The sequence below is a fragment of the Cupriavidus sp. SZY C1 genome, assembly GCF_032190535.1.
In the GTDB taxonomy this organism is placed as follows: Bacteria; Pseudomonadota; Gammaproteobacteria; order Burkholderiales; family Burkholderiaceae; genus Cupriavidus; species Cupriavidus pauculus_C.
The window spans coordinates 19,986-44,913 of sequence record NZ_JAUANU010000011.1 but is presented as its reverse complement, the minus strand read 5'-3'; the positions used below and the strand labels follow the sequence as shown (position 1 = coordinate 44,913).

General features: G+C 70.5%; 24 protein-coding genes and 1 pseudogene. 8 read left to right on the top strand and 17 right to left on the bottom strand.

Going from position 1 to position 24,928, the window contains the following annotated elements:
* Positions 1-2: 2 nt before the first annotated feature.
* The 13 genes from QTN24_RS17370 to QTN24_RS17310 form a co-directional block, all read right to left on the bottom strand.
* Positions 3-1,367: a sigma-54 dependent transcriptional regulator gene (locus tag QTN24_RS17370; RefSeq protein ID WP_313838594.1), complete on the bottom strand. Its 1,365-nt coding sequence runs from the start codon at positions 1,365-1,367 to the stop codon at positions 3-5.
* 6 nt (positions 1,368-1,373) lie between these two features.
* Positions 1,374-3,083 (bottom strand): TadG family pilus assembly protein, encoded by a 1,710-nt coding sequence (locus QTN24_RS17365; protein WP_313838592.1) that lies wholly within the window; start codon positions 3,081-3,083, stop codon positions 1,374-1,376.
* Positions 3,084-3,092: 9 nt separating this feature from the next.
* Positions 3,093-3,413, bottom strand: a complete 321-nt coding sequence (locus QTN24_RS17360; RefSeq protein WP_124685932.1) for a DUF3613 domain-containing protein — start codon at positions 3,411-3,413, stop codon at positions 3,093-3,095.
* The gene (locus tag QTN24_RS17355; protein WP_253700175.1) at positions 3,410-4,228 is read right to left on the bottom strand and encodes a tetratricopeptide repeat protein; all 819 of its coding nucleotides are present in this window, start codon (positions 4,226-4,228) and stop codon (positions 3,410-3,412) included. The genes QTN24_RS17360 and QTN24_RS17355 overlap by 4 nt, the downstream gene beginning before the upstream one ends.
* Entirely contained in the window at positions 4,229-5,308 is a 1,080-nt protein-coding gene (locus QTN24_RS17350; RefSeq protein WP_313838588.1) for a type II secretion system F family protein, read from the bottom strand. It lies immediately after the preceding gene.
* Positions 5,309-5,323: 15 nt separating this feature from the next.
* Positions 5,324-6,250, bottom strand: coding sequence for a type II secretion system F family protein (locus QTN24_RS17345; protein ID WP_124686738.1), 927 nt, complete (start codon positions 6,248-6,250; stop codon positions 5,324-5,326).
* On the bottom strand, positions 6,243-7,559 hold the full coding sequence (locus tag QTN24_RS17340) for a CpaF family protein (RefSeq protein ID WP_124685930.1): 1,317 nt from the start codon (positions 7,557-7,559) through the stop codon (positions 6,243-6,245). The genes QTN24_RS17345 and QTN24_RS17340 overlap by 8 nt, the downstream gene beginning before the upstream one ends.
* Before the next feature lies 1 nt (position 7,560).
* Positions 7,561-8,781 carry a response regulator gene (locus tag QTN24_RS17335; RefSeq protein ID WP_124686737.1) on the bottom strand — a complete coding sequence of 407 codons (1,221 nt, stop codon included), beginning with the start codon at positions 8,779-8,781 and terminating at the stop codon, positions 7,561-7,563.
* A 23-nt stretch (positions 8,782-8,804) separates the two neighbouring features.
* A complete protein-coding gene (locus QTN24_RS17330) occupies positions 8,805-10,136 on the bottom strand; it encodes a type II and III secretion system protein family protein (protein ID WP_409559046.1) in 1,332 nt (443 codons plus the stop codon).
* A gap of 88 nt (positions 10,137-10,224) precedes the next feature.
* Complete coding sequence (gene cpaB / locus QTN24_RS17325) at positions 10,225-11,181, bottom strand: Flp pilus assembly protein CpaB (RefSeq protein ID WP_313838578.1); 957 nt, start codon at positions 11,179-11,181, stop codon at positions 10,225-10,227.
* Between the two features lie 6 nt (positions 11,182-11,187).
* Entirely contained in the window at positions 11,188-11,649 is a 462-nt protein-coding gene (locus QTN24_RS17320) for a TadE/TadG family type IV pilus assembly protein (RefSeq protein ID WP_124685928.1), read from the bottom strand.
* A gap of 327 nt (positions 11,650-11,976) precedes the next feature.
* Positions 11,977-12,156 (bottom strand): Flp family type IVb pilin, encoded by a 180-nt coding sequence (locus QTN24_RS17315; protein ID WP_124685927.1) that lies wholly within the window; start codon positions 12,154-12,156, stop codon positions 11,977-11,979.
* 439 nt (positions 12,157-12,595) lie between these two features.
* Positions 12,596-13,762 (bottom strand): collagen-like triple helix repeat-containing protein, encoded by a 1,167-nt coding sequence (locus QTN24_RS17310; RefSeq protein WP_124685926.1) that lies wholly within the window; start codon positions 13,760-13,762, stop codon positions 12,596-12,598.
* Positions 13,763-14,388: 626 nt separating this feature from the next.
* On the opposite strand from QTN24_RS17310, the gene QTN24_RS17305 reads away from it, so the two are divergent.
* Together QTN24_RS17305 and QTN24_RS17300 are read left to right on the top strand one after the other, a co-directional pair.
* Positions 14,389-15,801, top strand: coding sequence for a collagen-like triple helix repeat-containing protein (locus QTN24_RS17305; protein WP_313838574.1), 1,413 nt, complete (start codon positions 14,389-14,391; stop codon positions 15,799-15,801).
* A gap of 136 nt (positions 15,802-15,937) precedes the next feature.
* The gene (locus tag QTN24_RS17300) at positions 15,938-17,614 is read left to right on the top strand and encodes a ShlB/FhaC/HecB family hemolysin secretion/activation protein (RefSeq protein WP_313838572.1); all 1,677 of its coding nucleotides are present in this window, start codon (positions 15,938-15,940) and stop codon (positions 17,612-17,614) included.
* Between the two features lie 39 nt (positions 17,615-17,653).
* Here QTN24_RS17300 and QTN24_RS17295 read toward each other — a convergent pair whose 3' ends face one another.
* The gene (locus QTN24_RS17295) at positions 17,654-17,860 is read right to left on the bottom strand and encodes a dodecin (protein ID WP_124685923.1); all 207 of its coding nucleotides are present in this window, start codon (positions 17,858-17,860) and stop codon (positions 17,654-17,656) included.
* A gap of 222 nt (positions 17,861-18,082) precedes the next feature.
* Here QTN24_RS17295 and QTN24_RS17290 point away from each other — a divergent pair, with 222 nt between their 5' ends.
* The 3 genes and pseudogenes from QTN24_RS17290 (at position 18,083) to QTN24_RS17280 (ending at position 20,298) form a co-directional block, all read left to right on the top strand.
* Positions 18,083-18,679, top strand: coding sequence for a phospholipase D family protein (locus QTN24_RS17290; protein WP_313838571.1), 597 nt, complete (start codon positions 18,083-18,085; stop codon positions 18,677-18,679).
* A 280-nt stretch (positions 18,680-18,959) separates the two neighbouring features.
* Complete coding sequence (locus tag QTN24_RS17285; RefSeq protein WP_409559041.1) at positions 18,960-19,379, top strand: hypothetical protein; 420 nt, start codon at positions 18,960-18,962, stop codon at positions 19,377-19,379.
* A 206-nt stretch (positions 19,380-19,585) separates the two neighbouring features.
* A pseudogene (locus QTN24_RS17280) lies at positions 19,586-20,298 on the top strand (dienelactone hydrolase family protein).
* Between the two features lie 7 nt (positions 20,299-20,305).
* On the opposite strand, the gene QTN24_RS17275 reads toward QTN24_RS17280, so the two are convergent.
* Both QTN24_RS17275 and QTN24_RS17270 read right to left on the bottom strand, forming a co-directional pair.
* Positions 20,306-21,028 (bottom strand): glycine zipper 2TM domain-containing protein, encoded by a 723-nt coding sequence (locus QTN24_RS17275; protein WP_313838569.1) that lies wholly within the window; start codon positions 21,026-21,028, stop codon positions 20,306-20,308.
* A gap of 134 nt (positions 21,029-21,162) precedes the next feature.
* Positions 21,163-21,627: a MarR family winged helix-turn-helix transcriptional regulator gene (locus tag QTN24_RS17270; protein ID WP_124685919.1), complete on the bottom strand. Its 465-nt coding sequence runs from the start codon at positions 21,625-21,627 to the stop codon at positions 21,163-21,165.
* A 191-nt stretch (positions 21,628-21,818) separates the two neighbouring features.
* Here QTN24_RS17270 and QTN24_RS17265 point away from each other — a divergent pair, with 191 nt between their 5' ends.
* Both QTN24_RS17265 and QTN24_RS17260 read left to right on the top strand, forming a co-directional pair.
* A complete protein-coding gene (locus QTN24_RS17265) occupies positions 21,819-22,370 on the top strand; it encodes a YggT family protein (protein ID WP_124685918.1) in 552 nt (183 codons plus the stop codon).
* A 201-nt stretch (positions 22,371-22,571) separates the two neighbouring features.
* Entirely contained in the window at positions 22,572-22,847 is a 276-nt protein-coding gene (locus QTN24_RS17260) for a hypothetical protein (protein ID WP_313838566.1), read from the top strand.
* A 119-nt stretch (positions 22,848-22,966) separates the two neighbouring features.
* Here the strand turns inward: QTN24_RS17260 and QTN24_RS17255 are convergent, their stop codons facing one another.
* Positions 22,967-23,896, bottom strand: coding sequence for a LysR family transcriptional regulator (locus QTN24_RS17255; RefSeq protein WP_124685916.1), 930 nt, complete (start codon positions 23,894-23,896; stop codon positions 22,967-22,969).
* Positions 23,897-24,096: 200 nt separating this feature from the next.
* Between QTN24_RS17255 and QTN24_RS17250 the strand changes: the two genes are divergently transcribed.
* The gene (locus QTN24_RS17250) at positions 24,097-24,918 is read left to right on the top strand and encodes an IclR family transcriptional regulator (protein ID WP_124685915.1); all 822 of its coding nucleotides are present in this window, start codon (positions 24,097-24,099) and stop codon (positions 24,916-24,918) included.
* Positions 24,919-24,928 lie beyond the last annotated feature (10 nt).

Genomic DNA, 24,928 nt, shown 5'->3' with positions numbered 1-24,928 from the left:
GCTCAGACCGGCTCCGCTTCGCTGTCGGCGATCTGGAACTTGCGCATCTTCTCCCAGAGCACCTTGCGGCTGATGCCCAGGCACGCCGCCGTATCCTGGCGCCGCCAGCCATTGGCATCGAGCGCGGCGATAATGCGGCGCCGTTCCTCGGCGTCGCCGCGCGGGTCGCTGCGCTCCGTGCCATCGAACGCGCCGGGGCGCAGGCCGCGGAACAGCGGGCGGATGCGCTCCTCGTCCCACCCGCCGCACTGGCGCACCGTGATGCCCACGCGCTCGGCCAGGTTGCGCAGCTCGCGCACGTTGCCGACGAAGTACGCGGTGCCCACGGCGCCCTTGAGCCAGTCGGGCATCGGCGGCAGCGCGTCGTACATGGCCGCGCCCATCATGTGGCGCAGGAACGATTGCAGCAGGCCCGCCTTGTCGCCGGCGCCGCGCTCCTCCAGGCTCGGGATGCGCAGCTCGATGACGGCCAGCCGGAAGTACAGGTCGGCGCGAAAGCGCCCCTCCCGTACCGCCTCGCGCAGGTCCTTGTTGGTGGCCGCCACCAGCCGGAAGTCCAGCTTGACGGCCATCGTCGACCCCAGCCGCGTCAGCGCGTTTTCCTCCAGCACGCGCAGCAGCTTGACCTGCTGGAACAGCGGCAGATCGCCAATCTCGTCCAGGAACAGCGTGCCGCCCGTGGCCTGCTCGAAGAAGCCCCGGTGCGCGAACATGGCCCCCGTGAACGCGCCCTTGGCATGGCCGAAGAATTGCGACTCGAACAGCCCGTCGGGGATCGCCCCGCAGTTCACGGCCACGAACGGGCCCTTGCCGTACTGGGCGTTGCGGTCGTGGAACAGCCGCGCGATGCGTTCCTTGCCCGCGCCGGTCTCGCCGTACAGCATCACGTTGCTGTCGAAGCCGGCAAACGTGTCCACCTGCTCCATCAGCTCCAGCATGGCCGGGGACTCGGCCACCAGGTCCGCCACGTCGGGCCGCGCCTCGGCGGCGGCCAGCAGTTGCGGCACCAGCTTGGCGATCTGGTTGCGCAGGTCGGCCCCGTTGAAGTCGTGCGGCAGGATATGCGCGTACTCGGGCGGAAAGCGGCCCGGGTCGTTGTCGCGGTCCGGCGCGCCCACCCAGATCACGGGCATGCCGTGCGCGGCCTCCCAGTCCAGCGTGAACTTGGCCGAGCCGATGGCCGACGCGCTGATCACGGCGATGCACGGCTTGACGCGCGCCTCGCCGGGCAGCGCGTCCAGCGCGCCGGCGCGGATCACCTCGGCGCCCAGCGGCGCCAGAAAGCGCGCCACGCGGTCGGCAATCTCGTACTGGCCTTCCCACACATAGACTTCAAGGCTCTCGTAGGCCCAGCGCTCTGCTTTCATGTTCGTTCAATACACAAGTTCTGCGTTGTTGCAGTCGATGCCGTTGAGCCAGACATCGGCATTGGCGATGTTGATGCCCAGCGTGTTCAGCAGCCAGCCGGCCAGCGTGCCGACCAGGCTGCTCAGCGGCGGGGCCAGCAGGTTCAGCAGTTCGTCGACCTTGGCATCGCCGCCCAGCACGTTGAGGCTCGGGTTCAGGTTGTTGAGCAGCCCGCTGATCGCCTGGTCGACGGCCGTGGACGTGAACGACAGGCGCGCGTGCCCTTCGGGCGCCAGCACGACGTCGGTGCCCGACTGCCGCTGCCGCGCGGGCGTCACCGGCTGCGCGGTGATGCTGGCCAGCCCCAGGCCCAGCCCGCTCACCCGCGCGATCTGGAACGGCGGCGCGCCGCTGCCGCGGCAGGTGCGTCCATCGGTCGACAGGCAGGCGTTGACCAGTTCGGACGAGACATTGAGCGTGGCCCGGCGCTGCGCCCGCGCGGCTGCGCACTGCACGCCGGTCAGGTCCGCGCGGGCCGTGGCGGCGCGCAGCAGCACCGGCAGGTCTACCTGGGCCGATGCCAGCCCCAGGTTGACCGACGCCTGCGCGGCCACCCGCACGCCCAGTTGCGCGGTGCTGGCCGTGGTGCGCCAGCGGCCGTCCGGCAACTGGCGCGCCGGGCCCACGGCCACCTGCGGCGGTTCGATGACGGTCAGCGCCGCCACCGCCGAGACGTTGACCAGCCCCGTGTTGAGGTTCAGGTTCGGCACGTTCAGCGCCACGGCATCGGTGCCGCGCGCCACGTAGGCGGCCGTGGTCAGCAGCGATGCCACGTTGAGCCCCACCTCGGCCGCCGACGATGCCGCCGGCGTCAGCACGCCCAGGTCCAGCATCTGGCCCAGCGTGAAGCGCGTGCCGATGCCGTTGAGCCCGAGCTGCGTGGTGGGGCTGCCCAGCGCGGCGCCCAGCAGCGCCTGCCGACCGGCCGCGTTGAGCACCAGCGCGTAGAAATCCTGGATCGACAGTTGCGTGTCGAGCAGTTGCTGGACCGTGCCGGCACCGAGCTGGAGCTTGAGCTTGTCCAGCGTCACCGTGGTACTGGCCAGCCCGGTCCAGTCGGCCACGGAAAGACTGACGATGTTGCCCAGCAGCAGCCCCAACACGCCGCTGGCGCGGTCGAGGTCCAGCAGCCCGCTGCCGACCGCGAACGCCGCCACGGGCGGGCTGCCGGCCGCGATGGCCTCGGCGCGCAGTTGCCGCGACTGCCCGCCCGGCAGCACGAACAGCAGCGGCACCGTGCGCGTGGCCTGCACGCGCACCGCGTTGGGCGAGACCACCGCGCTGTTGTAGCCGGCGCTGAAGTGCCGCACCGCGTCACCATTGTCGGGATCGGCCGGGTCCCACAGGCCCAGGCAGGCACGCATGCCGTCGGCGCCGCCTGGCGCCATGTCCGCGCAGTTGGCCGCCACGGGCTGGCCGTAGCCGTTCTGGCTGGCCGCCGCCGTGACCGACGCCAGCACATTGGCCGTGGTCGTGGGCAGGTCGTCGGCCCGCTTCAGTTGCTGGGCGCCCGACAGCGCGGCCAGGTCCACCGATTTCTGCAATTGCCGCTGCGTATAGAACACGAAGCCGACGTCGATCGACACCAGGGCGCCGATGGCGACGGTGGCGATCAGCACGGCGACCATCACGCTGATGGCGCCGCGTTGACGCGAAGGGCCGGCTCGCGTGCGCATGGCCGCTGCCTACTGCCCGGTCATGGGCTGGCTGCCCGCGCCGCCGCGCAACGGGCTGCCGGTGGCCATCGTGGTGAAGAACTCCGGCAGCGGATGCGTGAAGCTGCGCATGTAGCGCGCGTAGCCCAGCGCGGCCTGGTCGCCGGTCAGCGGCAGCATCGGCCCGGCCTGCGCGCCGCTGCGCTGAATCTCCAGCAGCGTGCGCGTGGTATCGCCCACCGGCACCTCGGCGGCGCGCGCGGCCTCGGGCGCGGGCGGCTGCTGGGCCAGGGCGGGCACGCAAACGGTGGCAATGGCCGTGGCAATCACGGCATGGCAAACGCGCTTCATGGCCGGGCTCCTGCGTTGAGCGCCACGGCTTGCGTGGACGCCGGGTGGATCGTGGTCTGCGGATTGCCGCGCGGCGCGGCCTTGTCGCGCAACTGGGCCGCGCGGGCCACGCGGTCCGCTTCCTTGCGGATGGCCGCGCGCGTGGGCTCGGGCATGGCGGCGCGCTGCATCATCGCGGTGGCTTCGGTGCGCTTGCCCGTGGCGAGCATCCACACCACCGCGTTGCTGATCGCGCGCGGGTTGTTGGCGTCCAGCTCCAGCGCCTGCATCACCGGCACGCGCGCGTCCTGCAGCGCGCCGCCGCGCATCAGCGCGTAGCCCAGGTCGTTGGCGATCTGCGGGTTGACCGGGTCCAGCGTGGCCGCCTGGCGCAGCGCCACGGCGGCGCGGATGAAATCGCCCTGCCGGCCCAGCACCAGGCCGATGCCATGCTGCGCGCGGGCCGCGCGGTCGGTGTTCAGCAGATCGCGGTACGCCTGCAGCGCCGCGTCGTCCTGGCCGGTCTCGCGCAGCGCGTCGGCGCGCAGCACCTGCAGCGCGGGCGTGGCGCCAAAGCGCTGCTGGAAGGCGTCGATATGGGCCAGCGACGCGTAGTACATGCCTTCCTGCTGCATCTTGCCGATCAGGCCCAGGTAGACGTTCTGGTCGTTGTATTCGGCGCGCGCGGTCTTTTCCTGCAGCTTCGCCAGCTCGATCTGGGCGTCGGCCTGCCGCGCCATGGCCTCGGCGCTGCCGGGCACGCTGGCGCAGCCGCCCAGCAGCGCGCCGGCCGCCACCAGCGCGCCGGCCCACAGGCCACGCGATGTCATCGTCATCTAGGTTCCTCCGTTCATGCGGGCCAGCATCCGGATCACGCCCAGAAAGCCGGGCCCGGCCGTCAGGATCAGCAGCACGGGCAGCAGGCTCACCACCATCACGCCGGTCATCTTGACCGTCAGCCGGCCGATCTTGTCCTTCATGCGCGCCTTGCGCGCCACCTGCAGCCGCTCGCCAAACTGGCGCAGCGGCTCCTGCACGGCGCCGCCGTGCTTGTCCACCTGCGTCAGCAGCGTGATGAGGCTCTTCAGGTCCTCGTCGTCGAACAGCTTGCCGATGCGCTGCAGCGTCTGCTCGCGCGAGCGGCCGGACGCGAACTGCTGGTTCGCGCGCTGCAGCTCGGGCCCCAGCACGCGCAGCATCGTGCCGAACTCGGTGACGATGACCTGCAGGCTCTGGTCCATCGACAGGCCCACGCCCTGCAGCAGCCGCAGCATGTCGATCAGCACCGGCAGTTCCTCGGCCACCTGGCGCTGCCGGCTGCCGGCCCACCGGCGCAGGATCAGCTTGGCCAGCAGGAAGGCCAGCGCGAACGTGGCGAAGGTCCACGCAAACGTGGCCGGCATCGGCCCGTCGATGCGCCACAGCAGCACGCCAGCCGCCAGCACCGCCGGCACCACCAGCCGCACACCGCCAAAGACCGCGCGCGGCTGCACGCCGTAGTAGCCGCACTGCTCCAGCAGCCGCTGTTCCTCGGCCGTCACCACGGCGCGCCCGAGCCGCGATGCGAGCCAGCGCTGGTTGAAGCGCTCGCCAAAAGCATCGCCCAGCCGCGCGCCCAGCCCCGTGGCGGCCGGCTTGCGCGCGGCGTCCTCGGCGGGCTGGGGCGCGGCCTGCGCCAGCGCGGCGGCGGCCGCGGCGGCGCGTGCCGACATCTGCGGCGTGGCCGGCGCCGCCGGCTGGCCCGGGGGCTGGCCGGCGGGATGCGGCTGCGCGGCGGCCTGCCGTTCCAGCGCGGCGTCGATCGTCCGCGCGGCCACGCGCCGCTGGCGCCACTGCCGCAGCAGCGGCCACGCCAGCATCAGCAGCGCCACGGCGGCTGCCATCAGGCTGGCGGAGATCAGAGTGGTGGCTGGCATCTGCATGGCGCGCCCCTAGATCGACTTGGCCAGCCGGTACAGCATCAGCACGCCCACCACTTCCAGCACGGCCGCGCCCAGCAGCAGGTTGCGGCCCGTGGGGTCCTTCCACATCAGCATCACGTAGCCGGCGTTCAGCACGAACAGCCCGCCCGCCACCACCAGCGGCAGCAGGCCCAGCACCCAGGCCGACAGCCGCGTCTCGGCGGACAGCGCCAGCAGCTCGCGCTGGGCTTCCTCGCGGTCGCGCATGAAGGTGGCGGTGCGCTCCATCACCACGTCGGCGCGGCCGCCGTAGCGCTGCGACAGCCGCAGCACCGACGACACGATGACCAGTTCGTCCAGCCGGTACGCGCGGCCCATCTGCAGCACGGCCTGGTCGAGTTCCTTGCCGGCCCGTTGCAGGTGGATGGCCTGCACCAGGCACTGGCGCAGCGGCGGCTCGGTGTTGGCCACCGAGTTCTGGAACGCGGCCGGCACGCTGCTGCCGATGGTCATCAGCCGCACCACGCCATCGAGAAAGCCGGGCAGCTGCCGCAGCATCCTGTCGCGTACGCGGCCGATGCGCAGCCACAGCAGGAACGCGGCCAGCGCCACGCCCACCGCAAGCATCGCCACCGCCCCGAGCGCGCCGCCGGCTGCCGCGCCCGCCAGCACCAGGCACAGCAGCGGCATGCCCCAGCGCAGCCACGTGCCGCGCGTGGGCGCGATGTCCGCGCGCCGCATGAGGTCCGCCCAGCGGCGGCGCAAGTCGCGCACATTGCCCTGCGGGCCGGGCTCGGCCGCCGTGGCGTAGCGGGCGCGCACCTGCTCGGTCTGCGCGGCCAGGTGCGCGCGCGACAGCTCGGCCTGGGCGCGCCCCCGGGCCGTGGCCAGCAGCAGCAGGCCCAGCCCCAGCAGCACCAGGGCCATCGCGGCGACGAGAAGGCTGGCGCTAGAGATCAAAGCGGTCGTCCAGTCCGAAGTTGGCCGGGCGCATGCGCGCGAGCTTGGGCGAATGGGGCAGGATGCCCAGCGCCTGCCAGCGGTCGCCTTCGGTGCCGTCGGGGTTGGGCACCGGCTCGTGGCGATACAGCTCCTGCGTGGCGATGATGTTGTCGCCCAGCCCGGTGACCTCGGTGATCGACAGGATGCGCCGCCGGCCGTTCGACAGCCGCCCGATCTGCACGATGAAGTCCACCGCGTTGGCAATCTGCCGGCGCAGGCTCACCTCGCTGCCCTGGAAGCCGGCAAAGCCGGCCAGCATCTCCAGCCGGTACAGGCATTCGCGCGGGCTGCTGGCGTGGATCGTGCCCATCGAGCCGTCATGGCCAGTGCTCATGGCCTGCAGCATCTCCAGCACCTCGCCGCCGCGCACCTCGCCCACGATGATGCGGTCCGGCCGCATCCGCAGGCTGTTGCGCAGCAGGTCGCGGATGGTGACCGTGCCGGTGCCCTCGAACCCGCCGGGCCGGCTTTCCAGCCGCACCACGTGCGGGTGGTTCAGCGCCAGCTCGGCCGTGTCCTCGATGGTGATCACGCGCTCGGTGGGCGGGATGAACGTGGCCAGCGCGTTGAGCAGCGACGTCTTGCCCGAACTGGTGCCGCCGCTGACCAGGATGTTGCAGCGCGCCCGCACCGCCGCCTCCAGCAGCTCGGTGATCTCGGGGCTCATGGTGCCCAGCGCCTGCAGGTCGGCCGGCGTCAGCGGGTCCTTGCGGAACTTGCGGATCGACACCACGGGGCCGGCCAGCGCCAGCGGCGGGATGATCACGTTGATGCGGCCGCCGTCGGGCAGCCGCGCGTCGACCATCGGGTTCGATTCGTCGAGCCGGCGGCCGATGGGCGCCAGGATGCGCCGCACGATGCGCAGCAGGTGGCCGTTGTCGGCAAACCGCACCGGAATCCGCTCCAGCACGCCGTGGCGCGACACGTAGACGTCCATGTGTCCGTTCACCAGGATGTCCTCGACGGCCACGTCGTGCAGCAGGTCCTCGATCGGGCCAAAGCCGGCCAGCTCCTTGGTCAGGGCCTCGGAGATCTGGTGCAGCTCGGCCTCGTTGATCGGGATGCGGCGCAGCCGCGTGAAGCTTTCGAGCTCCAGGTCGACAAAGCGCTGGATGGCGGAGCGCGACCAGCGGCCGAACTCGGCGCCCAGCTCCTCGATGCGCGTGAGCAGGTGTTCGTGCGCGGCTTCCTTGATCTTGTGGAATTCCTGCGACACAGGAAACGGCGCGGCGGTGTTGTCCGAGAATTCGATCGCTTCGGTCATGTCAGTTCCCCGCCCGCGCGGTGCGCGCGACACGCAGCGTCTCGGGCAGCTTTTGCTTGATCCGGGCCAGGATGCCGCGCTCGGGCGCCTGGCCCGCGCGGTAGCCCAGCCGGTCCATCAGCGCGCCCAGCGCGCGCACGTACGGGTCCGCCGGCGCGTCGTCGGCCAGCACCACGCCACGGTTGGCCGCCTGCACCAGCGCCGCGCGCCGCTCCGGCAGCGTATCGACCGACGCCACGCCGATGCGCTCGGCCATCTGCGCGGCGTCCACGCCCAGCGCGTCGTCGAAGCGCGACACCAGCAGGTGCAGGTCTGGCCGCTCGATCTCGCGTTTCTTCAGCTCGTGCAGCAGCTCGGCGGCCGAGACGATGGCGCCCACGCTCTGCTCGGCCACCATCACCACGGCGTCGGCGGCCTTGACGATCTGCGACATGAACTCGGCGTTCGAGAAGCCGCCCAGGTCGATCACCTGGAGATCGAAGAACGCGCGCAGGCGGTCCAGCAGCGCCAGCGCCTCGGAGAACGACACGTCGCGCAGTTCGGACAGCGTGGCCGGCAGCGGCAGCACCGACACGCCGTTGGCATGGCGCGCCAGCGCGGTATCGACGAACACCTGGTCGAAGCGGCGCAGGTTGCGCACGGCCTCGACAAAGTGGAATTCGGGCGCGATGTTCATGTGCAGCGCGCCGTCGCGCGCGGGCAGGCCCAGGTCCAGCAGCAGTACCTCGGCGCTGGCGCGCTGGCGCACCGCCGCGGCCAGGTTGACCGCCACGCTGGTCACGCCCACGCCGGCGCGCGCGCCGAGCAGCGCCACGATGCGGCCATGCCGGTGCGCGGGCGTCACGGCGCGCACCTGCGCGCGCGGCACCATCAGGCGGCGCACGGCATGGGTGGCCTGCGACGGCGCGCCGCGCAGGTCGATGAAATCGCGCACGCCGGCGCGCAGCGCGGCCAGCATCGCGTCGGAATCTCCCGCGTGGCCCACGGCCACCAGCGGCAACTGCGGGAACAGCCGCGCCACCTGCTCGGCCAGCCGGGCCGACGCCTGCGCCTGCGACGCCGAGAAGTCGAGAAAGACCAGCCCCGGCCGCAGCTCCGAGATCTGCTCGACAAAGGCTTCCTGCGCGCCTTCCTCGGTCACCAGCGTGCCGGCGCCGTCGAGCGCCTGCTCCAGCCAGAGCCGCACGTCTTCTCGCGGGGTATTCAGCAGGAAGGCATCCATCGGTGTGATTCGCTCCATCTGCGCTACCGCGAAAAGCCGGGCAGCGTCGGGTCCGCGTATTCGCCCAGCACGAAGCGGCCCCAGACGTTGGGGCTGGCGGTCGTGCGGCCGTCCTTGGCCACGTTCGCCGCCACCTGCGAATCGCGGGCCAGCGGCTTGACCAGGTGTGGCGTGACCACGATCATCAGCTCGCGGTCCTCCTGGTGGAAATTGAGGTTCTTGAAGAAGCTGCCCAGGATCGGCAAATCGCCCAGGAACGGCACCTTGCTCACGTTGCTGACCGTGTTGCGGCTGACCAGCCCGCCGATCACGAAGCTCTCGCCGTCGCCCAGCTCCACCGTGGTGTCCGCGCGCCGCGTGACGATGGCGGGCACCGACGCGCCGTTGATGCTGATGCCGCGCGACGGGTCGAGGTCGCTGGCCTCGGGCGCCACCTTCAGCGCGATGCGCTCTTTCGACACCACCGTGGGCGACACCGTCAGCCCGATGCCGAACGGCTTGAACTGGATGGTCGTCGTGCCCAGCGCCTGCGGCACCGGGATCGGGATCTCGCCGCCCGCCAGGAAGCTCGCGCTCTGGCCGGACAGCGCCACCAGGCTCGGCTCCGCCAGCACGCGCACCAGCCCGTTGGCCTCCAGCAGGCTCAGGTTGGCGAAGATGCCCTCCTTGGCCCACGCGGCCACCAGGTTGAACGCGCTGCCGATCGGCAACGTGCCCTCGAAGCTTGGCTGCGGGCCGATCGTGGTCTTGGTCAGCGACGTGGGGCTGAACTGGCCGAACGTGAAGCCGCCGCTGCTCTTGATGAAGTTGAAGCCCACCTCCTTCAGGATGGTCTTGCTGATCTCCACGACCTTCACGTCCACCTGCACCGTGTTCGATACGGGCACCACCGAGCGGTCGACCACCACGCCGCCCTTGCCGTCCGGCCCGGCCACCGCGGCGCGCGCGGCCTGCTGCGTGCGGGCGGCGGCCGCCGCGTCGGGCGATTCGCCACGAATGGCGGCGCCCACCGCCGACAGGTCCACGCTGGCGCCGCCGGCATCGGGCGACACGGCATCCACCTGCACCGTGTACGTGACCGGCGCCGCGTTGCGGGTCCAGAGCATCACGTCGGTCACGCCGGGCTTCCTGGCCACCACCAGCACGGTCGGCGGGCCGCTGCGCGCCTTGAGCAGCAGCGCATCGGCCACGGCCGGGTTGCCCACGGCCACGCGCTCCAGCGGCTGGCCGGGGCGGATCTCCTGCTGCGCGCCGGCCATCAGGCGCAACGTGCGCGCGGCGCTTGGCGACGGAACCGCCGCCGTGTTCTCCTGGGCCGCCACCGGGTGCGGCGCCGTCATCGGTATCGACGTCATCGCCAGCAGGGCGATGGTGACCACGCGCCGGCCGATCCGGCCGGTATTGCCTCGGGCTGTCATGGGTTTGGGCATGCCCTGTTGTCCGTTATTCGATCACTCGCTTGCCGGCGCGGATCACTTCCACGCCGACGGGGTTGTCCTGGGGCTCGCGCCGCGTGGCCGGGGCCGCCGGCACCGGTGCCGGCAGCGGGCGGGGCGGCTGGGCCGTGGTGCGCGGGGTCGGCGCGGCATTCGGGCCGGCCAGTCCGACCAGGCTGATGCCGGCGGCGGCGCGGTCCACCGGCGACCGCTGGGCCTCGGCCGGCACGCCGGCGCGCGCCGGCAGCACGGCCGGCGGTTCGGCATACATACCGTCGCTGGGCATCGACGGATCGGCCGGGTTGCGCAGCGCCAGCACCAGCCGGCCGGCCTGCTGCGCCATCGCCAGCTTGCCCACCTGGTCCACCGGCACCGACAGCACCGCCGTCTTGGCGCCGTCGCGGCGCGCCATCATCTGCTCGGCCTGCACCTTGCGGGTATCGCTGACGCTGCCGCTGCCGTAGGCCAGCACGCGCAGGTGAGACAGCAGCAGGCGGCTCTGGCTTTCGCCAATCTCCTGGCTGTCGCGGCGCAGCGTCACGAACACGTCGACGAAATCGCCGGGCTGCACCTGGTGGCCCACGCCGATCACCTCGTCCACGGCCACGGCCAGCGCGCGTTCGCCATCGGGAATCTGCCGCGCCAGCCCGGACAGCAACTGGCCTTCGAGCACGGGCACGTTAGCGCCCAGGTTGACCACCGGCACCTGCCCCACCACGCGCGCGGCGTCCTGGTAGGCGCCGGCCGGGTCGATCGGCAGCTCCATGACCGCCAGCGCATCAGCCGTCAGCGGCTTGCCCGCTTCCACGGCGCGCGTGGTGACCACCACGGCGTGGGCCGGCCTGGCCTTGGCATGCGGAATGGCGACCGACTGCGTGCGCGCCACCTGCCACGCCATGACCGCCAGCAGCGCGGCCAGTACCAGCAGCACGATGGCAAGGATCCTTATCTGTTTGCTGCTCATGTGGCCTCAGAGATCGGGAGAAAGCTGCACGACGGCGGCGCCGGTCAGCGTGCCGGGCACGGGGACCAGCGGGATGACCGGCAGAAGCGCGCGGGTGGGAAGGTTCAGCGTGACCTGCACGCATTGCGTGCCGGCCGGGGCGGTACAGGCCACGGGCTGGGCCACGGCGCCGTCACCGATCTGCGCGGCGATGGCCTCCGGCAGCGTGTTGCGCGCGGCCAGGTTGGCGGCGCTCACGCGCAGGTCGAGCGTATCGGCCAGCGTGCCGCCGTTGACGGCGAGCGGATAACGCAAGGCAGCCCGCGCACCCTCCTGGGCGGCGAGCGTCAGTACCTGCTGCAGTGCCAGCACCACGCCGTAGTAGACGATGCCCAGCACCACTGCCAACAGCAGCGGAAACACCAGCGCAAACTCCACCGCGGCCACGCCACGCGCGCGCCGCTGGTTCGCGTTCCCCCGTAAAGCCATGCTTCACCCGATTCGTCTTGCATTGGCGACACACGACACCGCGCCCCAGGCGCCGGCATTGCTGCGCGGCGCCTGGCTAGCGGCGTGCCCGGTGGGCGTACTGCGTTGATGCGCGACTTGGAACCACTCTTACCGTTCTTGCCTGGCCGTCCGTCAGTGCCTGCGGCCAGTGCCTACCGCTACCACTTCCGCCACTGCTTCAGACAGGCGCGCGAGCGCCCGCCACGGCTGGCATGACTGCCAGCACGGTGAACCGGTTGCTTCAGGTGCGTCCGGCCGGAGCCGGATGGGTCAAAAAATGGTGTGTGTGCGCGAATCCGCGGGCGCTCAGGGGGCGAACCAGCCCGCGATGCGGCCGGCCAGGGTATTGAACCCGGCGCCGAGGTTGGTGCCCATCAAGCCGACTCCGGCTGCGATGGCGATGGAGATGAGGCCCACGATCAGGCCATATTCGATGGCAGTGGCTCCCCGTTGGGTCTTGCCATGGCGCGCCAGTTTCTTTTGCATGATCTCACTCCCGAAAGTGTCTACCCTGCACGGATATCCAGCGGTACGACCTGACCCCTGTTCCTCTGCCATCTGTGCCGGGCGCAAGCCCCGCGTGGCGTTTTTTATGTGTGAAACCGCTGGTGCAAACATTTATAAGACAACGCATGTCTCAACCATACCCCCCGTTCGAGCTATGGCTGTTTCAGCTTAAAGGCGGACAGACGTTTGAAACAATGTCGGCCCGCCTTCCGACTTCGGGATGACCCTGAGCCGAATTGTTAAAGAGCGCGCAATAAAGGCAGTGTGCCGTGCGGCAGCCTGCACGTATTGCTGCAGGCGGGCGCACGGCACGAAATAAAAGGATGCGCCGCGCGGGGTAAGGACGACAGCGCACCGTAAAGTAGCCGGCGCGGATGACAGGGAAAATCCCGAGTCGTCCGCGATAAAGGTTTGCAGCTCAGTGGCGCGTCAGGCCGCCCAGCAGGCCAGTAACGGGGGCGAGCGGACTGGCGGTGGTCCCGCCCGATGCGGCGCCGCTCGTGGCACCGGTCAGGCCGCTCGTGACCGTGGTCAGCAGGCCCGTCACCGGCGCCAGCGGATTGCTGCCGCCGGTGCTGCCGCCCGCCGCGCCACCCACCGATCCCAGCAGGCCGGTGACCGGTGCCAGCGGACTGCTGCCGCCGGTGCTGCCGCCCGTGCCGCCCAGCGGCAGGTTGTTGAGCAGTCCACCGAGCGGATTGCCGCCCGTGGCGCCGTTGTGGTTCAGCAGCACGCCGGCCACCGCAACGGTCTGGCCGGTCTGGTTCACCACGCCGCCCAGCGGCGAGACGATCGGCGTGTTGGTGTTGGCGATCATGCTGCCCGCCGTGGCGACGGTATTGCCGAGCTTGGTCAGCAGGTTGTCGACGGGCACGCCGAGCCCGGTGGCGCCGCCCACGGTCTGCGTGGCGTTGGTGAGCTGCGTGGTCAGTGGCACGATGACCTTGCTGGTGCTGCCGGTGAGCTGCGCCACGGGCCCGGTGGACAACGTCTCGCCCAGCTTGCCGCCCAACGTCATCACGCCCTGTCCCACGGTCTGCACGAGTCCGCCGGCAGGATTGGTCACGGCCGACAGCGGCGAGAGCTGGTCCGTTCCGACGGCCTTGACGAGATCGCCCGCGCTGACCACCGTGGCGCCCGCCTGCGTGACGACGTTGCCGGTGTTGGCCACGGTCACGCCCACGGGGTTGTCCACCGCGCCGATCTGGCCCAGGCCGTCGCGCACGCCGGTGCCCAGCGTGGCCACGGTCTGGCCCGCCTCGATCACCACGTCGCCGGTGGCGTTCTTCGCATTGGTCGGCACCAGCGGCAGGTTCGTGTCCTTGATCTGCTGGCCGATCTGGCTCACCGCGTTGCCGGTGGCCACCACGGTGTTGCCCGCGCCTTCCACCACCTTGCCCGTGGGCGTGGTTGCCGCGGTGGGCTGCGGGTTGTCGGTGCCGGGATTGGTCGGGGTGCCCGGCGTGGCGGGGCTGGGGCTGCCGCCACTGGACCCGCCCGAGGCGCAGCCGGCCAGCAGGGCCACCATCGCCGCGCAGGCGATGGCCATCATGTTCAAGGGGCGCGTCGGCTTGGTTGCTTGCATGTCCTGATCTCCTTTTCGATGTGCTGGGCGTGGCCCGCTGTCTTCCCGCGCATATCGCCGCGACCCGTTCGGCGGCTGGGTGATGCGTCGTGGCTGCGGACCGGAAGCGCAAGCGGTATGCCAGGCTCAATCGCGTGTTCGATACAGGCGCGCCGCGTGCCTGTGCCCCGGCCGGAGACCGTTGCCGGGCAAGGCTTTCGGGCACGCGGCGCGCCCCGGCCGCAAGCGTTGGCGCGATGGCCGCACGGTGTTACGTGCTACGTAACGTGTTCCCGCGCCGGCCGTTACACCGGACACCCGCCGCCCCGCCCGCGCGCGCGGCATCGCACCCCGCGCCGTTCCCTCCGCGTCACCGTGCGTTACGTAACACGTAACGCGAAACACGCGGCCCGCCGCACCCGGCCGCTTCATGCGCGCGTTTGACCGATCGGCCGCAAACCCTTGCGGCACGCGCGTTTGCGCGCGGCATCCCCTGCTTGCGCGGGGTCTGGCGTCGACGTGGCCTGCCCACTGGCACACCGCTTGCGCAAGCCATGGCAGACGCGGCACGCCACAGGCATCGCAACAGAGACGATCCACAGCGTGTCCGTGAACCTGGTCGGGAAAATCTGAAAAAGGAAATGGTCATGCGCAAGGCACAACTTTCGGCGAAGCAATGCTTCGTCACGGCATTGCTGGGGTCCCTGCTGGCACTGGGCGGCTGCGCCAGCGGCAGCGGTTCGACGTCGATGGGCACCAGCGGCGCGGGTGGGTCCAGCGGCGCCGGCGGGTCGAACAGCACCGCCACCACGGGCGGCGGCACCGACACCGCCAGCAACGGCGGCCAGCCCAACGGTGGGCAGCCCAACGGCGGCAACCCGAACGACGGCAACAACGGCGGCACCACGCCCGCGCTGACGCCAACCGGCGCCATCGTCAACAACGCGGGCGGCATCATCGGCGGCGTGGCCGATACCGTCACCGGCGTGGGCGATGCCATCAAGGACGCCAACGTGCCGGTCGTCTCCGTGCAGACCAAGGACGGGCTGGCCGGCGTGGTGACGTCGATCGGCGGCGCGGTGGGCGCGCTGGGCACCGGCGTGCAATCCGGCCTGGGCAGCATGCCCAATGCCACGAACCCGGTGGGCACCACGGTGGCCAGCACGGGCGGCGTGGTCAGCCAGCTTGGCAACGCCGTGACCAGCGCCGGCAGCGCGGTCACTGGCCTGGGCAGCGGCCCGCTGGCGCCGCTGGGCGCGGTCACGACGCCGCTGGGCGGCGTGGTCTCGCAGGTGGGCGGCGCGGTGAACAACCTTGGCGGGCAACTGGGCACCGCGCTCTCGACGGGGCCGGTCGAACAGCTCACGTCGAGCGTCAGCAAGGCCATCGTGCCGCTGACGTCGACGCTGACCAGCAGCACGCAATCGCTGGGGGCGGCCACGGGCCTGGGCCAGCCGGTCAACAACCTGCTTGCCACCGTGGGCGGCGCGCTGGCGACGGCCGGCTCGCAACTGATCAGCACCAACACGCCGGTGGTGTCGGGCGTGGGCGGCATCGTCACGGGCACCGGCAACACGGTGGCCGCGGTGGGCGGCGTCGTGAATGGCCCGGCGGGCAGCACCGGCAGCCCGCTGGCGCCGGTGACCGGCCTCGTGGCCGGACTGACCGGCGGCCTGACCAGTGCCACCGGCGGCGCGGCCAGCCCGCTCGCCCCGGTCACGGGCCTGGTCAATACAGTCACCAGCGGCCTGACCAGCGCCACGGGCGGCAGCACGGCAAGCCCGCTGGCGCCGGTGACCGGCCTGGTCAGCGGCATTGCCAACGGCGCCACCGGTGCGCTGTCGGGGGCCACGGGCGGCGCGGGCGGCGGCACCGCCAGCCCGCTCGCACCGGTCACCGGGCTGGTGGCCGGCCTGACCGGCGGCAACGCCCCGGCCACCAGCGGCGGCACCACGCCGACGACGGGCGGCACCAAGCCCGCCAGCCCGCTGGCCCCGGTCACGGGGCTGGTGGGCGGACTCGTCGGCGGCCTGACCGGCGCGCTCGGCGGCAAGCGATAGCGGCAAGGGGGCGCCCGCGCGCCCCGCACCAAGCAAGCGTTGCGGCCACGCAGGGGCGGCAGGGGAGCGGCACCTCTCCCGCCCGTGGCACGCCACCACATAGCCGCAAAGCAGGTTTCCATCGAGGGGTAACACCATGCGTACACGCGAGAGCGTTGCCGCGCTGCTGGTCGGCGTCGGCCTCTTCCATAGCGGGCTGTCCCATGCGGAGCGCGGCCCGGTGCAGGGCGATCCCACGCAGACGCTGCCCAGCATCGCACCCAGCAAACCCGCCCAGAGCAACGTGACCGTGCAGGTGGAGCGGCCCGATTCGGCGCTGCAGAACCTGCTGGCGTCGCGGCTGACACCGCGGCATTTCCAGATCGAAGGCGCCAGGACGCTGCCGTTCGACCAGATCGCGGCAAAGTTCACCCCGCTGGCCAACCGCGAGATCACGGTGGCCGAGCTGCTGCAGGCCGCGGAATCCGTCACGCAGATGTACAAGGACGCGGGCTACCCGCTGTCGTTCGCGTTCGTGCCGGCGCAGGCGTTCGAGAACGGCAACGTGCTGATCACCGTGGTGGAGGGCTACGTGGCCAACATCACGGTCAAGGGCAAGCCCGGCCCGGCCGAGGGGCGGCTGCGCAAGATCGCCGAGCAGTTGAAGAAGGACCGCCCGCTACGGCAGGAAAGCTTCGAGCACTACGTGAACGTGCTGGCCCAGCAGCCCGGCATGCAGGTCAACGCCACCGTGCAGCCGCCGACCACCACCGACGGCGCGTGCGACATGGTGCTGGAGGTCAAGCGCAAGCCGTTCACGTTCGGCACCGGCGTGGAATGGATGTCGCCGGGCGTGCGGGCCATCGCCACGGCCACCACCAACAGCCTGACGCCGCTAGGCGAGCAGCTGTCGTTCTCGACGCTGTTCCCCAAGGGCCGCGACAACGAGGAGTACTACTCGGCCACCTACGCGCAGCCGCTGGGCACCGAGGGGATGCTGGCCCGGCTCACGGCGTCGCACTACCGCGGCGTGCCCGAGAACAACGCGCTGGCGCCGATCGGGTTCGAGTCGCGCTACGTCAACGATTCCAAGCGGCTGGGCGGCACGCTGAGCTATCCGGTGATCCTGAACAACCGTCACGTGCTGACGCTGACCGGCGGCTTCTACGCCAACAACCAGTTCGAGCGCTACACGCAGGCCGTGCAGCCCGGCGCCGGCCGGCAGGTGGAACTGGCCACCAGCGTGCGCGTGGCGACGGCCGAGGCGTCGTACCTGCAGCGCGGCACGGGCGTGACGCGCAATGCCACGCTCGGCTTCTACAAGGGCATCGACGGACTGGGCGCGAGCCGGCAGAACAACCTCAACGACCTGAGCTTCTTCCGCACGCGGCTGCTGCTGTCGCAGGCCAGCGACCTGCCGTTCGGCTTTGGCATGGCGCTGTCTGCGGCGGGCCAGTACAGCGCCAACCGGCTGGCGTCGAGCGAGCAGATCAGCTTTGGCGGCCGGTTCTTCGGGCTGGGCTACCCGGCCGGCGAGGTGGCGGGCGACAAGGGCTGGGGCGCATCGGCCGAGCTGAACCGGCTGTTCACGGTGGATTTCACGTACCTGAAGACGCTGCAGCCGTTCCTGGTGGCGGACATGGCGCGCGTGTACTCGAACAGCGTGTCGCTGTCGCACCGGACGCTGCAGTCGCTGGCCATCGGCCTGCGCTTCTCGGACCGGCGCTACTACACGATGGACGTGTCGGTGGCCCAGCCCGTGGGCGACAGGCCGACCAACGCCAGCCACCGCTCGCCGCGCATCAACCTGCTCTGGTCATACCAGTTCGACTGAAGCCGCGCGCGGCCGGGGCGGCAGGCGGGCGCGGCCCGGTCAGTTCACGCGGAAGCCGATCTTGAGCGTGACCTGGAAATGGCCGACCTTGCCGTCCTGCACATGGCCGCGCGTCTCGACGACTTCGAACCAGTCGATGTGCTTGATGGTCTCGGCGGCCTTGGCCAGCGCGTTGCGGATGGCCTGGTCGCTGCCATCGGGCGAGGATCCAACGATTTCCACGAGCTTGTAGGTGTGATCGGTCATGCGGGCCTCCTGGGGTCTGGCGTGGGGAGATGCGGCAATGCAGCGCGGGTGCCGCGGCGGTGCGTGCCTTCATCATAGGCACCAGCCCTGTCGAGTCCCAAGACGGGCCGCAGGTTCCCGATCAACTTGCCGCGCGTTTCCGGTTGCGGGATCGGCGCGGCGCCTGTTACGCTGCGGGCCCTCGATTTCCCGTCACTCCCCTGTAACCTGATGTTTCTTTCCTTGCTTCCCTGCCGCCGGCTGGCCGTTGCCGGCATTGCCGGACTGCTGGCCGTCGCGGGCGCCGCCCAGGCCCGCACCACATCCATGCTGGACCGTGCCGTCGACGCGCTGACCACGCCGCGCGCCCAGTCCACGCCGTTCGCCAGCGGCAGCACCTACACGCTGTGCTTCGTGCCGGACGGCCCGAGCTGCCAGGACATGATCGTCGACGCCATCCACCGCACGCGCAAGAGGCTGCTGATCCAGGCGTACTCGTTCACCAGCACCCCGATTGCCAAGGCCGTGGCCGAGGCCCACCAGCGCGGCGTGGACGTGCGCGTGATCGTGGACAAGAGCCAGGCGTCTGAGCGCTACACGAGCGCCACCTTCCTCAAGAACGCGGGCATCCAGGTGGTGGTCGATACCAAGCCGGCCATCGCCCACAACAAGGTGATGGTGTTCGACGACCAGGCCGTGTTCACGGGGTCGTTCAACTTCACCAAATCGGCCCAGGAACGTAACGCGGAGAACGGCATGCTGATCCGTGGCGACAGCGCCGTGGTGCGAGCCTATACCGACAACTGGCGCACGCGCTTCGACAAGTCGTCGGCGTACTGAGCGTGCCGGGGCGCGGCGGCCGGGTGTCCCGCGCCTCTCTTTTGCCGTCAACGGCACGAATGCGGGCATAACCGCCCGCTGTTCCGCGCATCCCCCGGACGCTTCCCGCAGGAAGATCAGTCAAACGCCGACAGACGCCTCCTGTGCCGTGGTGTGTACTTCAGGTACCGAGCGAGGATGCCGCGGCAGGCTGCATGTCCAGGCCTGCGTCTCTGACAGTTCCCTGCCCCGTGGTCAGCGCCATGCGCGCGCATCCCGCCCATTCCGGCAGGAGGAAGCGATGCAAGCACGAAACACTTCGATGGGCCGCATGGCGCGCCAATGGTGCGCCGTGGGTGCCGCCGCCGCGGCGTTGGGCATCCCGATGGCCGCCCACGCCGACATGCGGACCGACACGGCCGGCCCGTTCACCTACGTCTGTGGCGGCGTGGCCGCCGACGAGCAGGCGCAGATGAACAGCGAGGCCCGCAACTACGACATGGGCCTGCTGTTCACCCAGGGCACCCGGGGCGAGTACCTCTCGGATGTCAACGTCAAGCTGATGCGCGACGGCCAGCAGGTGGCGGAATTCAAGGCCACCGGCCCGCGTTGCCTGATCAAGGGGCCGCGTGCGTCGTACCAGGTGGTGGCGACGTTCGAGGGCAAGTCCAAGCAGACGACGCTGAGCCCGGGCGAGAAGAATGTACAGCTTCGCTGGTAGCGCGCGAGGCTGAAGAGCGAGTCAAGCAGTCCTGAGCCGCCAGTTCGCTGGCGGCCGCCATGCCGGCTACCCCTCCCGCGGGTGCCGGCATATTTTTTTGTCGGCCGGTGTTCGGCCACGGGCCTGCACGATCGCCATGGCGGTGGCACACTTGGCGGCTGCCGGGCGCGCCGCCCGTCTCGACCAACCTCCTGGAGTGCCCGACCATGACCACGATCGCCAACAGCCGCTGGATCCGCATCGACACCGACGCCGGCAGCTTCGACGCCTACCTGAGCCTGCCGCCCGGCGGCAAGAAGCCCGGCAACCCGGGCATCGTGCTGATCCAGGAGATCTTTGGCGTCAACGAGCACATCCGCTCGGTGGCCGACCAGTACGCGGCCGACGGCTACGTGGTGCTGTCGCCGGACGTGTTCTGGCGCACCGGCCCGCGCGTGGAGCTGGGCTACAGCGGCAAGGACTGGGAGCGCGCGATGGAACTGCGCAAGGCCGTGAACCTGGAGGATACGGTGGGCGACGTCGCGGCCACCGTGCAGGCGCTGCGCGCCGAGATTGGCGAAGGCGGCAAGGTGGCGGCCGTGGGCTACTGCTTTGGCGGCCTGGTGTCGTACCTGGCCGCGGCGGCCTGGTGGACGCCGCCGTGCCCTATTACGGCGGCGGCATCCAGAACCAGTTGCACGAGGCGGCCGCGCTCAACGTGCCCGTGCAGTTCCACTACGGCGCGCTGGACGCCCATATCAAGCCCGACGACGTGGAGCAGGTGCGCCAGGCCGTGGCCGGCAAGCGCGGCACCGAGGTGCTGGTCTACGACCAGGCCGACCACGGCTTCAACTGCTGGGCGCGCGAATCCTACAACCAGCGCGCGGCCGCGCTGGCGCATGGCCGCGCGCTGACGTTCCTGGTCAACGCGCTGGCCTGAGCGCCGGTCAGTACGGCATCGCCACGCCGTTCTGGATGCGGACGCGGTCGCCGATGCGCATGTTGTACGGGCTACCCTGCGTCAGCGTGAGGTAGCCGTTGTCCTGCGTGCGCACCCGCACGCGGAACGCCGCCGGGGCGGTGCTGGTGCGTTTTTCCACCTCGTTGCCGGCCAGCGCGCCGGCCACGGCACCGCCGATGGTGGCCACCGTATTGCCCCGGCCGCCGCCGATCTGGTGGCCCAGCAAGCCCCCGGCCACGCCGCCCAGCACCGCGCCGACGCCGCTGGCGTTGGCCGGCTGCCCGCCCACCTGTTCGATCGATTCCACCCAGCCGTAGCGCACCGCGTACGGGTCGCTGTAGGCGCCGTTGGTGCTGGCGCTGTCATAGGCGCCGTAGCTGCCGCCCTGCGCCGGTTGCGGATAGCCGTACTGGTCGTAGCCGGGCTGCTGCGGATAGGACGACGTGGCGGGGTACGGCGACGACTGCGGATAGCCCGGCGCGCCGCTGATCTGCGTGCCGGACGTGCCGTAACCGGTGTTGTAGCCGCCGTTGTAGGCCGGGTTGCCGTAGGCGCCCTGGTAGCCGGCGGTCTGGTAGCCGGTCTGGTAGCCCGTGCCATAGCCATCGCCGTAGCCCGCCCCGTAGGGCGCGGCGCAACCGGCCAGCGTACCGGCAGCCAGGACGGCCAGGGCGAGCGTGCGGACGGCCGGGCGGATCGAGATGGACATGGTGGGGACTCCTGCGACGTTGCGCGTATCTGTGATGCGCGGGAGTCTAGTGCCGCGCCATGGCGGCAGGTGTCACCGGAGATTGTGATGGGTAACCGGCTGTAACGCCCCGGCCGGCGGCCCCGCTGGCGGCCTCAGCCGCGCTCGGCCTCGTCGTCGTTGAAGGCCGTGATCCGCGCCACGCGGAACGTGTTGCGCAGGGACTGCAGCTCGGCCCGGTGCAGCGCGGCCAGCCGGTTCAGGCATCGCTCGCCCTTGGCCAGCAGGTGGATCTGCACCACGCGCCGGTCGTCGGGATGCACGCGCCGCGCCACCAGCCCCGCCGCCTCGCAGCGGTTGACCAGCGCCACCACGCCATGCTGCTTGGCCTGCAGCCGCTCGGCCAGTTCGCCCACGGACGCCCAGTTCTTGTCCCGGCTGCCGCGGATATGGAGCATCAGCACGTACTGCTGCACCGTCACGCCCTCGGCCTGCGCGGCTTCCTCTGAAAACCGCAGGAAGCGGCGCAACTGGTAGCGGAAATCGGACAGCGCCTCGAAGTCCTGTTTGGTCAGTGCGGTGTCGGGGGAAGACTTCGCGGAAGCAGGCTGGCGGGCCATAGGGGCTGTTCGTGGGCGCGGGTGGATCGGACAAGGCGCCCATTATATGGCGTCGCCGTACGGCCATCCGGTGTGCTGGCGCGCATACGGGCCCTATTTTCCACGGAGCCCGGCCGGCGCGGTATGGCAGAATCTGTGCGGTCGTCGACACCTTGTCGCCCCCCTAACGTCTTCAAAGGGAAAGCCGCCCGATGTTCATGGAAATCTTCCTGTTCCTGCTGGATACCGTCTTCACGCTGTTCGGCATGGCCCTGCTGCTGCGGCTGTGGATGCAGCTCACCCGGCTGCCGTCGCGCAACCCGGTGTCGCAGGGCGTGTTCCAGGTGACCGACTGGATCGTGCGCCCGCTGCGCCGCATCATCCCCGGCATCGGCGGCGTGGACTGGGCCACGGTGCTGGCCGCCTACCTGACGGCCGTGGCCTTCCTGGTCTGCCGCGCGCTGCTGCTGGACGCCGACCCCATCGCCTTCCTGCCCGCCATCCTGGCGCTGGCGCTGCTGACGATGCTGAAGTGGGGCATCACGATGGTGATGTGGGTGACGCTGCTGATGGCCGTGCTGTCGTGGCTCAACCCGCAGTCGCCGCTGGCCGGCCCGATCTGGCACCTGACCGCGCCGCTGCTGCGCCCGATCCAGCGCGTGATGCCGCGCCTGGGTGGCTTCGACCTCTCACCGCTGGTGCTGTTCGTCGTCGCGCAAATTTTGCTGATGCTGATCGCCGGCGTGAGCCGGGGCGTGGTGTAAGCGACCGCTAACCCCACAACCCCGGCGGGCAAACGATCGCCGGGGTTGCCGGAAATCCCGCCCTAGGGTTTTCCCGTACTGTTCAAGCTACTGGACAGTGTGTCGAGAAATCGACCTTTTTCATGCTGTGGCCGACGCCTACATTACAGCCACCGCGGGCCACGACCCGCGATCTTTGCCATAAGTCGGAACAGCACAACCATGAAGAAGACCCTCGCCCTCTCCCTGCTCTGCGCCCTCGGCCTGTCGGTCGGCGCCACCGCCGCCCAGGCTTCGCAGCCCATTTCTGACCTTGCCCGCCTGGATGGCAGCATCGGCCGCAAGATCGACCCGTACCTGGACGGCGCGCGCGGCGTGACCGAAAAGCGTGACGTGTACACCGAAGGTTCGCGCAGCGTGACCGACAAGCGCGACGTGTACTCGGAAGGCGCCCGTGGCGTGACCGAACAGCGCGACGCCTTTACCGAAGGCGCCTGATCGCCCGCTCCCCCGGCCTCGCCACTTCCCCCGGCGAGGCTTGCCCGGCAGGGTGCTCCCCCCTGTCCTTGCCGGGCCCCTCATCCAGTTCCCCGCCATACCCGCAGCGCCCCCGGCACCTATCCCGCCGGATGTCCCGCGTCGCCCAGATCTCCCAGGTCCGCCCCCATCATCGATTCGATGGCTTCCATGAACGCGCGCACCTTGCGCGGCTGGAGCCGGCGGTCCGGCAGCAGCGCGAACACGCGCAGCGGTGGCAGCGGATAGTCGGGCATGACGCGCACAAGCCGGCCCTGCGCGATCTCGGTCTCGGCCGCCGTCATCGGCACGCGGGCGATGCCCAGCCCGGCCAGCGCGGCCTGCATCCGCAGTTCGGCGTTGTAGGTCTGCATGCGCGGCCGGATGGGCACGGCGATGCGCTGCCCGTGACGCGAGAATTCCCAGACGGAGACGCCCGGCGTGGCCAGCGTCGGCATGTTGGACAGATCCTCGGGCTGCATCTGCGCCGGCAGGCTGGCGGCCAGGCTCGGCGCGGCCACCAGGCCCCGCTCGACGTTCCAGATGCGGCGCGCGATGGTGCCCGAATCCGGCAGTTCGGTATCGACGGTCACGAACGCGATGTCAAAGCCCTCGCGGATCGGATCGACGAGCCCCTGGGCGATTTCCACGGTGATGTCCAGCGCCGGATGCGCGGCCAGCGTGCGGCAGATCACGCCGCCAAGCTGCTGGGCGCCGAATTCGTAAGGCGTGGCGATGCGCAGCATGCCCTGCACGCGCTCCTCGCGCGCCAGCGTTTCCTGGCGGATCTCGCGCAGCCGCGCAAACAGCGGCGCCACGTCGCGATAGACCGCGCCGCCCGCATCGGTCAGCCGCATGCGGCGCGTGGTGCGCTCCAGCAGCTTGGCGCCGATGGCCGTTTCCAGCCGGATCACCGCCGCCGATACCCGTGACTTCGGACAGTCCAGCGCGGCCGCCGCCGCCGTGAATGTCCCCTGTTCCACCACACAGCAGAACGCCTCCCAGTCATTCCACTGGATTGTCTCGCTCACCGGACCCATTCCCCTTGTCAGACACCGTTGTCGGCGGCCGCCTGTCGCGGCCGTCTGTCGCCGCCGCGTGCCGCCACGCATCGACCGCACATTATGCGGCAGAGCCGATTGTGCCGGCCAAGGTTGCCCCGGACTGGCAAAGCAGGCACATTTCCTCTACCCTTTCGGCCTTCCAAGCCTCTGCCACCCTTTCCAGACCCATGGCGCATCCTGCCGATCCCGCTACGACCCGCGCGCCCGCTGCCGGTACGACGGAAAAGCCGAGCGACAGCTACGTGCAATCGTTCGCGCGCGGCCTGTCGGTGATCCGCGCCTTCGACGCCGCCCATCCGGCCCAGACGCTGACCGAGATTGCGCAGGCCAGCGGCCTGACCCGGGCCGGCGCGCGGCGCATCCTGCTGACGCTGGTGGGACTGGGCTATGTGCAGAACGATGGCCGGCTGTTCCGCCTGACGCCGAAGATCCTGGACCTGGGGTTCGCGTACCTGACGTCGATGCCGTTCTGGAACCTGGCCGAGCCGGTCATGGAGGCGCTGTCGCAGTCGGTGCACGAAAGCTGCTCGATCTCCGTGCTGGACGGCACCGAGATCGTCTACGTGCTGCGCGTGCCGGCGCGCAAGATCATGACGATCAACCTGTCGATCGGCAGCCGGCTGCCGGCCTATTGCTCGTCGATGGGCCGCGTGCTGCTGTCCGGCCTGGACGACGCCGAGCTGGACCGCGTGCTCCAGGCCTCAGACCTGCAGCCGCGCACGCGACGCACGGTCACCGACATCGACCAGTTGAAGCGGCTGGTCGCCGACATCCGCAGCCGGGGCTGGGCCCAGAACGACCAGGAACTGGAGGAAGGGCTGGTGTCGCTGGCGGCGCCGATCCGCAGCCGCACCGGGCAGGTGATTGCCGCGCTGAACATCAGCGGGCAGGCCAATCGCACCAGCGCGCAGGAGATGGTCGACCGCTTCCTGCCGCCGCTGCTGGAGGCGGCCGGCAAGATTTCCGCGATGGTGAGCCTGCGGACCTGAGCGGTCCGGC